16 protein-coding genes are annotated in these 11,819 nt (G+C 39.5%); 1 reads left to right on the top strand and 15 read right to left on the bottom strand.

The genetic code is table 11. The annotated features are described in order from the left end of the window. Nucleotides 1–2: 2 nt before the first annotated feature. Nucleotides 3–1,193, bottom strand: coding sequence for a cell wall-binding repeat-containing protein (locus M2444_RS01840; RefSeq protein ID WP_280786089.1), 1,191 nt, complete (start codon nt 1,191–1,193; stop codon nt 3–5). A gap of 180 nt (nt 1,194–1,373) precedes the next feature. Next, a complete protein-coding gene (gene msrA, locus M2444_RS01835) occupies nt 1,374–1,886 on the bottom strand; it encodes a peptide-methionine (S)-S-oxide reductase MsrA (protein ID WP_094876100.1) in 513 nt (170 codons plus the stop codon). Between the two features lie 163 nt (nt 1,887–2,049). Here msrA and M2444_RS01830 point away from each other — a divergent pair, with 163 nt between their 5' ends. Continuing rightward, a complete protein-coding gene (locus tag M2444_RS01830) occupies nt 2,050–2,958 on the top strand; it encodes an aldo/keto reductase (RefSeq protein WP_094876099.1) in 909 nt (302 codons plus the stop codon). 55 nt (nt 2,959–3,013) lie between these two features. Here M2444_RS01830 and M2444_RS01825 read toward each other — a convergent pair whose 3' ends face one another. From M2444_RS01825 to M2444_RS01765, 13 genes are all read right to left on the bottom strand, one after another. Continuing rightward, nucleotides 3,014–3,820 (bottom strand): class I SAM-dependent methyltransferase, encoded by an 807-nt coding sequence (locus M2444_RS01825; protein WP_280786088.1) that lies wholly within the window; start codon nt 3,818–3,820, stop codon nt 3,014–3,016. A 56-nt stretch (nt 3,821–3,876) separates the two neighbouring features. Continuing rightward, nucleotides 3,877–4,506 (bottom strand): class I SAM-dependent methyltransferase, encoded by a 630-nt coding sequence (locus M2444_RS01820; protein WP_094869861.1) that lies wholly within the window; start codon nt 4,504–4,506, stop codon nt 3,877–3,879. Nucleotides 4,507–4,580: 74 nt separating this feature from the next. After that, complete coding sequence (locus tag M2444_RS01815) at nt 4,581–4,979, bottom strand: RrF2 family transcriptional regulator (protein WP_042127470.1); 399 nt, start codon at nt 4,977–4,979, stop codon at nt 4,581–4,583. 114 nt (nt 4,980–5,093) lie between these two features. Next, nucleotides 5,094–5,498: a hypothetical protein gene (locus M2444_RS01810; protein WP_094869860.1), complete on the bottom strand. Its 405-nt coding sequence runs from the start codon at nt 5,496–5,498 to the stop codon at nt 5,094–5,096. 67 nt (nt 5,499–5,565) lie between these two features. Continuing rightward, entirely contained in the window at nt 5,566–6,339 is a 774-nt protein-coding gene (locus M2444_RS01805) for a DUF817 domain-containing protein (RefSeq protein WP_280786087.1), read from the bottom strand. Nucleotides 6,340–6,406: 67 nt separating this feature from the next. Then, on the bottom strand, nt 6,407–6,622 hold the full coding sequence (locus M2444_RS01800; RefSeq protein ID WP_042187934.1) for a helix-turn-helix domain-containing protein: 216 nt from the start codon (nt 6,620–6,622) through the stop codon (nt 6,407–6,409). A 10-nt stretch (nt 6,623–6,632) separates the two neighbouring features. Next, nucleotides 6,633–7,106 carry a DUF2975 domain-containing protein gene (locus M2444_RS01795; protein ID WP_280786086.1) on the bottom strand — a complete coding sequence of 158 codons (474 nt, stop codon included), beginning with the start codon at nt 7,104–7,106 and terminating at the stop codon, nt 6,633–6,635. 206 nt (nt 7,107–7,312) lie between these two features. Next, nucleotides 7,313–7,528: a helix-turn-helix domain-containing protein gene (locus tag M2444_RS01790; RefSeq protein WP_042127458.1), complete on the bottom strand. Its 216-nt coding sequence runs from the start codon at nt 7,526–7,528 to the stop codon at nt 7,313–7,315. Between the two features lie 10 nt (nt 7,529–7,538). Beyond that, on the bottom strand, nt 7,539–8,021 hold the full coding sequence (locus M2444_RS01785) for a DUF2975 domain-containing protein (RefSeq protein WP_280786085.1): 483 nt from the start codon (nt 8,019–8,021) through the stop codon (nt 7,539–7,541). Between the two features lie 227 nt (nt 8,022–8,248). Then, nucleotides 8,249–9,448 (bottom strand): hypothetical protein, encoded by a 1,200-nt coding sequence (locus M2444_RS01780; protein WP_280786084.1) that lies wholly within the window; start codon nt 9,446–9,448, stop codon nt 8,249–8,251. 24 nt (nt 9,449–9,472) lie between these two features. After that, entirely contained in the window at nt 9,473–10,318 is an 846-nt protein-coding gene (locus tag M2444_RS01775) for a hypothetical protein (RefSeq protein WP_280786083.1), read from the bottom strand. Further along, complete coding sequence (locus tag M2444_RS01770) at nt 10,315–11,001, bottom strand: ATP-binding cassette domain-containing protein (protein WP_094869854.1); 687 nt, start codon at nt 10,999–11,001, stop codon at nt 10,315–10,317. Before M2444_RS01770 ends, M2444_RS01775 begins: the two co-directional genes overlap by 4 nt. After that, nucleotides 10,998–11,414: a GntR family transcriptional regulator gene (locus M2444_RS01765; RefSeq protein ID WP_094869853.1), complete on the bottom strand. Its 417-nt coding sequence runs from the start codon at nt 11,412–11,414 to the stop codon at nt 10,998–11,000. Before M2444_RS01765 ends, M2444_RS01770 begins: the two co-directional genes overlap by 4 nt. Nucleotides 11,415–11,819 lie beyond the last annotated feature (405 nt).

The raw sequence follows: 11,819 nt of genomic DNA, 5'->3' as shown, positions 1-11,819 counted from the left end.
GCCTAGTGACTGGAATGGGAATTGCCGCCTGCAGCCGGAGAGATTTCCAGCATATCATCGATTTCGCTTTGGGCACTCTCTTTGATGGTATTGATGTCCCCTGTTAACCAAGTATGGTTATAAGGACCTTCTGCTGGCGAATCTTGAAATTTAGGTTGAAGGGTCATCATATATTCCATCACGGAATCTGGCAACCCGTCTTTTTCAGTAAAGATAAGCGGTGCATGTTTCCCTAAATGAGAAAAAGGTGCAGCGGCGATCGCCAGCATCGTTGAGTCGGTAGTCAACAAAGACAAATTATGGCCAGGCGTCGTTATGCCCCAGCCGAAACCGTTGCTGGCGTCCTTAAAAGTAGCAAAAGCAATGGCATTCTCATAAATGTCTTTTCCAGCTATACGGGTTACTGTGCCGAATTCCTGTAATTGCTTTTCTACTGCTGTAGATACAACTTTTTCAGGTCCTAAGATATAAATCGTAGCCGAACCTCCACGCTCTTTCAAAGCATTAACCGTAGGGCCTGGAATTTCATCTTTTGTTACATAGAGAAGCGGCTCTGGCATATGGGCGATCCAATTCACTGCAGGCAGTGTGTACTCAGGACTATCCATAGAACCTACAATGACTGCCTTTGGAAGTTCACCGGAAGCTTTTGCATAATAAGTATCAATGGCTTGTGCTATAGCTGCCGGCTCGTCCCCTTCAATTCGGTCTACTTTCAGATCCAGTGTCTTTAATTGTTCTTCGACATTGGAAGCCATGGGTCCGACGAGCACTACTTGTACACCATTATTACCTTCTGCGCCTAAAGGATTCAATCGCTTAAGCTCTGCTATCGTTGCCTCAGGAACACCCTCTTTAGTTGTAAAAAGAATAGGGCCATTATTCGGATGATGGATCAAATCCGCACTAACTGCGGCAATCTGCCAATGGCTTACATCCGTTAATACTACACTTGAAGGTCTGTTGTTCTTCGTCTGTGCAGTCCAAAGGGTTTGTGAAACAATAATTGCTGCCTCAGTAGGGTCAGATGTATTTATACGAGTCGTGTTTTTTGTTGCGATCCACGGTTGATCCACTGACGATATAGAAGCTTTCTTATCTGATCCAGATGGGGAGTTATTGCTCGATTGACAGCCAGCTAACACTGCACTTAAAAGCAATGTAACAGCAACTATGGGTATGATTTTTTTCATCCTAAACCCTCCATTTTGAATTTCTCGCTTGATTTAGAGTAGTTTAGTCTATAAATGTGTAGAAAGTATGTAGAATTTAAAATATATAAAATTTGTATATGATGCAAAAAGAGCACCTGTAAGCCACGAAAGACTTAGGATGCTCCATGCTCTTTTTCTTTAGAAATTCCGTTTCTACGATTACCAGTGTTTCGCGATAAAGGTATCCCGTCCGGATTGCTCACGATCCTCTTTATAATGCTTGGGATTCTTGTGATGATAGTCCTGATGATATTCTTCCGCCCGATAAAAGGTTGGCGCTGGAAGGATTTCCGTCACGACAGGACCTGAGAATCTGCCACTCACAGCAACCTGCTCCTTCGTGGCAAGGGCTGCTAAACGTTGTTCTTCATTATAGTAAAAGATGGCTGTCCGGTATTGTGTCCCTCTATCCTGAAATTGTCCATCGTCATCCGTGGGATCAATCTGAGGCCAATATAATTCAAGCAGCTTCTCGTATGAAAAAAGCGCTGGATCAAACGTAATTTGTACCACCTCGTAATGTCCTGTTGTTCCTGTTTTGACTTCTTCGTACGTTGGGTTCTCGGTTAGTCCTCCAGCATATCCCGATACAATCCCTTGGATACCTGGTAACTCCTCGAACGGTGTAACCATGCACCAAAAGCAACCACCTGCAAACATTGCTTGTTCCATATGTTCAAGTCTCTCCCTATCCATCATCATCTAGTAAATAACATATGCTATGACGATAATGCTTCTAGGTTATAATGTCAAAGGAAATCATTCTTTTACATTCGAATTCGATGCTTTAAGGCGTTATAATATAACAAACAACGGAATTAGAAAGGAACACCCTATGAATAAAAATCGCTTGGGCCAGTCTGATTTATATGTAAGTGAAGTAGGACTCGGATGCATGTCCTTAGGTACGGATGAGGCAAAAGCCATTTCCATCGTCCATGAAGCGCTCGATCAAGGCATTAACTTTTTAGATACAGCCGATCTGTATGATGAGGGTCGTAATGAAGAGATCATTGGTAAGGCGATTCGCCACCGCCGCGGTGAGGTGATATTGAGCACAAAAGTGGGTAACCGCAGAATTCCAGGTCAAGAAGGCTGGAGCTGGGATCCATCAAAATCCTATATTAAATCCGCAGTCAAAGACAGCCTAAGACGCCTCCAAACGGATTATATCGATCTGTATCAGCTGCATGGCGGAACAATTGATGATCCGATGGATGAGACTATTGAAGCCTTTGAAGAACTTAAGCAAGAGGGGCTAATCCGATATTATGGGATCTCTTCTATTCGACCTAATGTGATTAGAGAATATGTAAAAAAATCAAATATAGTCAGTGTAATGAGTCAATACAGCATTTTAGATCGACGTCCTGAGGAAGAAATTCTCCCTCTGCTGGCCGAGCATGGGATCAGTCTTATTGCCCGGGGTCCTTTGGCGGGTGGCATCCTTTCGGAGAATGGCCGCAGCAAGGCAGAGAAGAAGTACTTAGATTACAGTAGTGAGGAGCTTCTGAAGTTGCATAATCAGCTTGTGCAGGAAACGAGTCACTCACGCCCCCTAGCACAAACGGCGCTTCATTATCCGCTTGGTCATCCGTCTGTGGCGGTTATTATCCCTGGAGCGAGTAGTATGGAGCAATTGAAGAATAATGTAACGGCTGCTAAGTCAGCCCCACTGTCTTCAGAGGAAATCGAAATGATCCGCGGGTTGAGTAAAGCGAACCGCTACACACTACATCTGTAAGGTAATCAGTCATTTATAAAATTTAGAGCGCCAGTTAAGAAACTGACGCTCTTTTTTATTTTCTTTTACCGATGTATAACAAGTGTGATGAGATGCCCAAGATTGAAGGATCATTTGCTTTGTATATGAGAAAGTTAATCAAGCTCTCTTCCCCCTCTTGGTGAGTCCAATACTGTTGCTGCTCTGCAGATAACATGGCTGCAATGCTTGATGAACCAATTAAATCTATCGACTCAAATCCATTCCTTTCCATGAAAGGCTGAATCTCATCAATGTTAAAATAATAAGCACCTGTAAACCGGCCCTTGTCACTATGATTAAAGATTCCACTCTCATAGAATTCATTGATGGTGTTCATATTATCGTTCGGTTTCCATTGCTGCGGGGATTGTAACGAATTAATGGTCATTCTCATTCGACTTTGAAAAGCCACAAATACTAAGCCATCTTGCTTGGTCACGCGATGCAACTCTTTTACTGCTAAAATTCGTTCCTCTTCCTTCTGCAAATGATACAAAGGACCAAGCATCAATGAAACATCATAATTCTCATTAGGTATTCCTTCTAAATCTATAGCATTTAAGTTATAAAACCCGTCAAATTGCTCAGTTAATTCTAGTTCAGCTGCCTTTTTCGTTGCTACTTCAACTAATTTAGGTGTGATATCTGAAAGGGTTACTGTATATCCGAGCTTAGCCAGTTCCATTGCGTATTTACCGGGTCCTGCGCCATTATCCAGCACCTTCCCAGCTGATGGCATATATTTCTTGATATAATGGAGATTAATTATGAACTCTAAAGGTTCTCTATCCAGCCTGCCCCACTCGTCAAAGCTAGAGTAATAATCAATAATATTGCTCATCTTCATAACACCTGCTTTCTTTTGAGATATATTATCTTCGATACGTCCAAATTTTTCTATAGTTCTTTCTTACATTTTATCATTAAAAAGTTTATCGACGGTTTATTGATCATGTCCTTGTGGGGCTCGTCAATTTCAGAGAACTCAACTAGTCCATAGGTTTCAAACTCTTGTGTAATGGATTCAGCCTCATAAAAAAATATTTTTACGCCATAATCTGTCTCGTAATAATTTTTATCCAATAGAGTACCTTTTCCAAACATAGGCGCTTTTTTCGAAACTGTTGTAAAAATCATATAACCACCTGGCTTTAACTGGTTGTAGCAATCCTTAATGAACTTTTCTCTTTCATTTTTATTCAACAAATGAATAAGGCCATGGCAAAATATTCCTTCATAGAGGTTATTATCATAAGGCATGTCATTCACTGAACCATGAAAAATGCTAATATCAAGTCCATTTTCTCTCGCCAAATCAATCGCTGTTTGAGAAATCTCAATACCCGTTACATTTATCCCACTCTCAATAAAAACCTTTGCATTTCTGCCATATCCAATCCCTGGTACCAATATGTCTTTAACATTCCTCTCAAGGAAAAAGTCCTTAGTGGCGATCGCAGAGTCTGTAGGTTCAAATCCCCACATTGTTTGTTTTTCTATAAAGCTTGATTCCCAGAATTCCGTCATATTTCATTCCCCTTTATATTAAAGTCATTACGGATTTATATTATCTTTAATTGTTTCCAAAAAAGAACGGATCTTTACTCCGTCTTCATTGTTTTCGCCAAATCTGCAATTTTCTTGTTCTCCAAGTACTGCTCCATCTGTCTTTCAGCGTCAATCACAACCTGTTGAATCAAGCACTCGCTACCGTGATCCAGGCTACATTCGAACAAAGATGCAGTCCCTTCGATCGCATGGATAATATCCAGAAAAGAGATCTCTTCGGACTTCCGTCGGAGACGATACCCACCGTTTGCACCGGGTGCAGATTGAATCAATCCAGCCTTGACTAGCTTGGTCATCATTTTGGACAGATAGGTTTGCGAAACACCCAGCTTCTCAGCAAGTAATTGAACGCCTACAGGCTTATCGGACGCCGCCGTCACCAGATAAAGCATTGCATGAAGCGCATAGTCTGTCGCTTGGGAATATTTCATTCAGCACCTCCATTAACGACTTTGAAAATCCATAATAACTCTAATCGTTAAAAAAGACAAGCATATCAATGTGCACCATCGGCTTTTTAAGCTGCATTTGAAAGATATTCAAATCTATTTCATTTCCTTTACAACTGGTTCCGATGTTGAAATAATATCAACGACATGGTCAATACAACAGATCCCATAGTGCTTATATGGTTTTGGAAAATCCTTTGATGCGAATATTCTATTAGAAATAAAATCAAGATACCTTGATTTCTTATAAATCCTAAATGTATTTCCGTCAAATTCCTCGTAATCATCCCAAGAAGTAAAGAATTCATTTTTAATCGAATATGCAATATAGGAGTGAAAATCAACTTGTATTATGGGAGAGTTTTTCTCACCATCCATAAGTGGCTCAGCTATATCACTAACTTTGCTTTTACAAAAAGATAACCTTAGTTGATTTACCTCTGGCTCTATTAGACCAAAGAAAAATACATCCTGCAATTCTTTCAAATCTGTATATTCCATCTCATCTCCTCCTCAACACTAATTTGTTCTTACTCCATGTACTACTATTTCCTTTGAAGCCAATACTCTACTCTTTCGCTTTACGGTTAGCTTTAACATGTTTAAGCTGAGCAACTATAATGACACTAATAATGACCAGAAGGAACCATGAACTGATCTTACTAACACTAACCACATGCCATACCTGATTCTGATCAGGATATTTCCAAGCATTAAAGAATGTAGCGATATTCTCAGCTAACCAGATAAAGAAACCTACTAAGAAAAAAGCCAGTGTCAAGGGCATCCGATAAGTAGTGTTTCGTACCCGATAAATGATCCAAGTTTTCCAAAAAACAATGAGTACAAGCCCCTTTAGCCACCAGCGAAAATCAGGAATGAAGTGATGCGTGAAAAAGTTAAGATAGATAGCTGCTCCGAGCGATCCCGCAGCAGCAAGTCCCGGCCAACCCGTCATATCCATTTTCAGTCTACGCCAAATTTGACACATATAGCTCGCGACGCTCGCATACATAAACCCGCTATACAGTGGCACTCCAAACACCTTGGTTAGCCCGGGTTCAGGGTATGACCATGACCCCATTCTTATCTTATAAATTTCCAGAAGCAAACCTATAATGTGAAATACACAGATGACTTTAATTTCATCTAGCGTCTCTAATCCAGTACGGTACATAAGATATTGAACGATAAGCAATATAATAAGAATGGCATCATATCGGTATATGTAAGGCAGATCTATTAAGTTAGAAAGAGCTAAAGTCCCAAAGATCGCAATAGGAAATATGCAACTCATCGCCTGATGATAGCCAAAATGCAAAAGCTGCGTTATTGATTTCAAATGATTCTCTCTCCTTTCCAGGCAATGCTGATCTTTTTAATCTGCGGAGTCGATTACTCATTACGATTTAAGCATCTTCGTCCATTAGGTATTCTAAAATATCTCCAGGCTGACATTCTAAAGCTTTACAAATCGCATCAAACGTCGATAAACGAATCGCTTTTGCTTTTCCATTTTTCAATATAGAAAGATTGGCCATTGTTATTCCAACCCTTTCTGTAAGCTCTGTAACGCTCATTTTTCTTTTAGCTAACATCACGTCAATATTCACAATAATCGCCATTACATTCACCTCAGACTGTTAAGTCATTTTCTGATTTTATTTCTATGGCATTTTTCAAGAGCTTTTGAAGAACAGCAGCAAAGACCGCAATCACAATTGGAGCACAAGTCATGACAAGTCCGAGTACAATTAGACCTGGTGCATCAGCTTCCTGTGCCATTTCGTAAATAAGTGGCATACCCGCCGCATATAAGATACTGATGATGATTGCACAGTAAATTATATTTTTTAAAGCCTTAATAGATAGTTCAGAGAACGCTTTGTTCTTGTCAATGTAGCTTAGAAGTCTTAATGCCTGATATAAAGCTACGAAATAGGCTATCACCGTTACATAAACTCCTATAAGAAGGGGATAAACTAAATATACGGGATAATCTCCAGCTGCCTTATTAGGAATCGTAGGTAACCAAAAAATACACAAAGCAAGAACCGGGAGTCCAATAAGAATTACAACTATCTTCAAAAAGAGTGTTTCTCGTTTCATAAACTGCACCTCACAAAGTTAATATTCTGGATTCAATCTAGCACATAATATATCGTTTTACAATATATTTTAATTGTATTACAATTATTTTTTATCTTTAATATATCACCCCCTTTTATTTCCCACCTCCAATCATTGCACATCAAAAAGGCCCCCTCCTCATAAAGATTGAGAAAAGAGCCCTGCCTCTACCGTTCATTTATTTCTTAAGTCTCCTCGTCACTTTTGTATTCTAAAATATCGCCAGGCTGACAATCCAAAGCCTTGCAGATCGCCTCTAATGTTGATAATCGAACCGCTTTCGCCTTTCCATTTTTCAATATAGACAGGTTAGCCATTGTTATTCCAACCCGCTCCGAAAGCTCGGTCACGCTCATTTTTCTTTTAGCCAGCATCACGTCAATATTAATAATAATCGCCATTGTTTTCTCCTCAGACTGTTAAGTCATTTTCTGATTTTATATCAATAGCTTCCTTCAAAAGCTTTTGGAGCACTGCAGCAAACACTGCAATCACCATGGAAGCAAAAATCACAACCATCCCAATGACAAAGAACCCCGGGGCATCATCTCTCTCCGCGACGAGATAGAAAAGCGGCAATCCTACTACATAAATTCCACTGATTAAGATTGCACAGTTCCTGATGTTTTTTAATATCTTTACAGATAATTCTGAGAACGCATTGTTGTTGTCAATATACCCTAACAGTTTAAATGCTTGATATAATGCAAAATAAAAAGGTATCGCCGATGCATACAAAACAATGTACAAGAGATATTTAATATAGGTTTGATCGGGATATAATTCTGCCGCATAATTCGAAATCGCAGGCACAAAAATTATACACAAGGCAAGAACTGGAAGCCCAATAAGAACAACAGCGATCCTTAAAAAAAGCGTTGATCCAAGTTTCATAAAACACACCTCACAAAGTTATTTTCAAAATTGAATCTAACATATAGTTTATCGTTTTACAATATATTTTAATCGAAATATAGTGTTTAATGACTGTTTTATATTTCACGACTAAAAGGCCGAGGAAATTGACTATTAGAAGTCATTAGCTCGGCCTTTGTCCTTTTTATATCTCTTTCTGTTTCTTTATGTCTCTTTATATCTAATTTTCTATTCTAAAAATTATGCTAGAACTGACCGAGATCGATAAAATTCAAATCCATGTTAGCTTCATCTTCAGCCTGATTTGCGGCCTCTGTTGATATTGCTTTTCCTTCGTACTCAAGGTTACCGCTTGTCAAATTAAATACATATAGACGATTACCTTTGAAATTCTTATAACCTATAATATAGAGATGGTCTTGTTTAAAAGCATAGGTAATGTTTTCACTTAAATCTATATTTGTATTCTTCAGAGTAGTCTCATATTCTTTACTCACAAGATCGTAAGAAATAACTGTGAATCCTATATTTTCCTTACTCGATACAGCTTTTTGCAGGAAATAAATTTTCTGTCCATAGGCATTCATAATATTATTCAATAACATTTCATGCCCTTGGAATGCGAGCGGCGAGATTTGTCCTGTCTTAACATCCACTTGATATACCTTTCTATGATTATCTCTACTAATCCTTAAAATCCATTGCTCAGTGTGCTCCAGATTTTGATTGGCTAACCATGCGTATTGAGTATCCCCGTCTGCTGCTACAGATTTACCGCCTGGTAACGCGAGCGGCTCATTCTTAATCTCTTTTGTTGTTAAATTGACACGGAGGATCTGCGGTTCAGATACATAACCTTTGGCACTGTGATTCATAAACACCATAGCAACAAGCTGCTGATCAATAAGCTGTACATTTTGTACATACATATCTGAAATATCACGATCTACATTGATATCGGATGTGATTTCAAACGTATTGTTCTTCTGCTTGTTGAGTACAGAAATACTAAGCTTTGCATTTCTCTTCGCTGATGAATCATTTGATCGTTTCGTATCTACTGTCGCATTAACATAAGCAAGCATTTCCTCATTCTCATAGAAACCAGATGTGTTTGTCTTACCGCGCATGAACTGACGATGCTCTTCAATCCACTGATCCAATTGCGTTTTCATTGGTCTTCGATTTAAGCTTTGGCTTGTCGCAGACTTTTCATCTGGATAATCTGTACCTTTTGTAGTGATATAAGCTCGTTTGATACCAAAAACACTATCCTTACTCATGTAATTTCCGTATACTGCTATACCTTCAACGAGGGAAGCATCCCCTTGAACCGTCGTCAGCTTATAAATAGGTGGTGTCTCTTGTGAAGCCTGTACATAATACGTCCCGATTGTAACAACCGTGAACACTACAAGAACAGCGGTAAGCATATATTTTCTCATTCCTTAACCTCCATACCCCTTCTATTATACCGATATTTTCTTACGCAATAGATACAAGCTGTACCAAAGCGAACCTCCAACAATGATCACTATTAGTCCGAGACAAACGCCTATAATTTCTCTTGGATAGAAGTAGCTATCGTATCTGCTATAACCCATGCGATAGGGTATTGAGGCCAATCCAGCCAGAATCGCTAAGTATAGTACGATAAAGCCCATCCCTTTCAGTCTGTAGCTTCGCTCCATTAGAATCGCTGTGAACAAGACGATCAAGCCCGTAATGCCCAGTCCATAGTATAGTAAAAACTCAGAAAAGTAGGGCGGAACCAGAACTTTAAGTATAGTAGGATACTTCAAATAATCAAATATCGAGATGTTCCGATATAATTCAGCAGGAAGGATCGACTGTGCTATCAAACGCTCCAGTGGAACAAGGATAATTTGCAGGGCGACAAGTCCAAATGCGAATAGCAAGATCGTAACCAGTTTGGCAAAATATAAATTCGCCCGATTGGATGGCAACGTGAGCAGACGATATACTACCGTATTTTTACCTCTCCAGTCACGGTACCAGATGAAGCAGCTATATATTAGCAACACTGTTATGCTCAAAAATATGGGTCCGAAATATAGCAATCCATTATAGCGAGCATACATCATACTGTTTAGCTGAATATATCCTTTCACATTGTGATATTGCTCAAGCGTCCATTGATTCACTCTTATTGTTTCATTGGCAGAATCAAGCCAATGATTAGCACCAATGGTGACGGCTACAAGTTGCAAGGCGACTGTCAGCACCATGAGTCCAATATATATTTTGGCAAATCGGTTCATTTCAAAATTCAATAGCTTCACAAAAGCTCTCATTTCATGTACACCTCTCTCATTACGTCCGTAATGGACTTACCTTCCTGCTCGCGAACTTCTTCACAGTAGAATTCACGTTCTACCTTCCCATATTGCAGTAAGACTACTTTATCAATTAAATGCTCAATATCGTTAATTTCATGAGTTGTGATAATCACACCACGATTCTCTATCAATTCGCTCGTGAATACATCAGTTATTTGCTCGCGGCTGAACATATCAATCCCCGAGAACGGTTCGTCCATTAGGATGTAATCACATTCCAAGGCAAGTCCGAGCAACAAATTTAACTTCGCAGCCATCCCCTTAGACAATGAGGATACGCGATCTGAAGAGCTCAGTTGGAAGAACTTAAGCATTTCCTCTGCACGTTCAGCGTTCCAATTCCGATAAAAGTCAGCCATAAAGCTCAAGCAGTCAGCAATTCGCATATTGGAGGGCATCGTTAACGAATCTGGAATGAAGGTGATTTTCTCATACATCGCAGGGGTTAGTGACGCATTATCGATTAAGACTTCACCTTTGTATGGTGTCAGTCCCATGATGGACTTCAGCACCGTTGACTTCCCGGCACCATTGATTCCGATCAGGCAGGTAATCTCTCCCTTGGCAGCTGTGAAGCTAACGCCATTTAGGACCTTCTTGAATCCATAATTCTTCACCATCTGATTCACTTGGATCATCTTGTGTCACCACCCTCTGGAGATAACTTTCGCTCCGATGTATATTTTGTCTTTATGATCTCTACCAGTTCTTCAACTGGAATTTGAATATTCTGAATGGAACCGATGAATATATCCACTGCACTTTCGATTAATTCAGCACGAATCGAGCTTAGGATCTGCTGATCCTGTGTAATTCGGCTCGGGGAATTTCCTTCTGTTACGATCAAACCCTGTTCCTCCATTTCCTTATACGCCTTCTGCGCCGTGTTCGCATTAATCTTCATTACGGATGCCAGTTCACGCCGTGAAGGAATCTTATCTCCTGCTCCGATTTGCCCTGTAGCAATCTGTTCTTTAAAGTAACGGACAACTTGAATATATACCGGCTCTCGAATATTAAAGCTGACACCTGATTTTTGTTCTTTTGTCATACAACCAACTCCATATACTAAGTGTGTGTACTAAGTGGTTCATACATCTTATTTATGTACTATACGTGTAATACACTTTTCTGTCAATCGTTCAGATTTGAGCATAGGCTTCTAAGATTATCGTTCTTAGCCATTGTATTTTGTGCAACAGAACTTATTTAAATCGAGCTGAATGATACTTCTGTTGTATTTTGTACAATCGATCCAATGAAAATTGCCCATTATAGCACATTTCCCGTAGTTTGATTGCACAAAGTACAGTATATGGTAGTTAATGAGCGAGAATAGTGATTTCTATTGTACAATCTGCAATGGGAACGTAAAGTTGAGTTGTATCCACTAGTTTAAGTATTGATAATTCCATAAACCGCAAAAAAAGCTGCCGTGTGGCAGCTTTTTGCTTAA

The sequence above is a fragment of the Paenibacillus sp. PastF-3 genome, assembly GCF_029893135.1.
GTDB lineage: Bacteria > Bacillota > Bacilli > Paenibacillales > Paenibacillaceae > Paenibacillus_AQ > Paenibacillus_AQ nitricinens.
This window is presented reverse-complemented; position numbering and strand designations above follow the sequence as displayed.

Bases quoted from the DNA above. Each gene is read 5' to 3' on its own strand.
- M2444_RS01800 (WP_042187934.1), bottom strand. From the start codon at position 6,622: ATGGCGATTATTGTGAATATTGACGTGATGTTAGCTAAAAGAAAAATG.
- M2444_RS01780 (WP_280786084.1), bottom strand. From the start codon at position 9,448: ATGAGAAAATATATGCTTACCGCTGTTCTTGTAGTGTTCACGGTTGTT.
- M2444_RS01840 (WP_280786089.1), bottom strand. From the start codon at position 1,193: ATGAAAAAAATCATACCCATAGTTGCTGTTACATTGCTTTTAAGTGCA.
- msrA (WP_094876100.1), bottom strand. From the start codon at position 1,886: ATGGAACAAGCAATGTTTGCAGGTGGTTGCTTTTGGTGCATGGTTACA.
- M2444_RS01770 (WP_094869854.1), bottom strand. From the start codon at position 11,001: ATGATCCAAGTGAATCAGATGGTGAAGAATTATGGATTCAAGAAGGTC.
- M2444_RS01815 (WP_042127470.1), bottom strand. From the start codon at position 4,979: ATGAAATATTCCCAAGCGACAGACTATGCGCTTCATGCAATGCTTTAT.
- M2444_RS01790 (WP_042127458.1), bottom strand. From the start codon at position 7,528: ATGGCGATTATTATTAATATTGACGTGATGCTGGCTAAAAGAAAAATG.
- M2444_RS01795 (WP_280786086.1), bottom strand. From the start codon at position 7,106: ATGAAACGAGAAACACTCTTTTTGAAGATAGTTGTAATTCTTATTGGA.
- M2444_RS01775 (WP_280786083.1), bottom strand. From the start codon at position 10,318: ATGAGAGCTTTTGTGAAGCTATTGAATTTTGAAATGAACCGATTTGCC.
- M2444_RS01825 (WP_280786088.1), bottom strand. From the start codon at position 3,820: ATGAGCAATATTATTGATTATTACTCTAGCTTTGACGAGTGGGGCAGG.
- M2444_RS01785 (WP_280786085.1), bottom strand. From the start codon at position 8,021: ATGAAACTTGGATCAACGCTTTTTTTAAGGATCGCTGTTGTTCTTATT.
- M2444_RS01765 (WP_094869853.1), bottom strand. From the start codon at position 11,414: ATGACAAAAGAACAAAAATCAGGTGTCAGCTTTAATATTCGAGAGCCG.
- M2444_RS01820 (WP_094869861.1), bottom strand. From the start codon at position 4,506: ATGACGGAATTCTGGGAATCAAGCTTTATAGAAAAACAAACAATGTGG.
- M2444_RS01830 (WP_094876099.1), top strand. From the start codon at position 2,050: ATGAATAAAAATCGCTTGGGCCAGTCTGATTTATATGTAAGTGAAGTA.
- M2444_RS01810 (WP_094869860.1), bottom strand. From the start codon at position 5,498: ATGGAATATACAGATTTGAAAGAATTGCAGGATGTATTTTTCTTTGGT.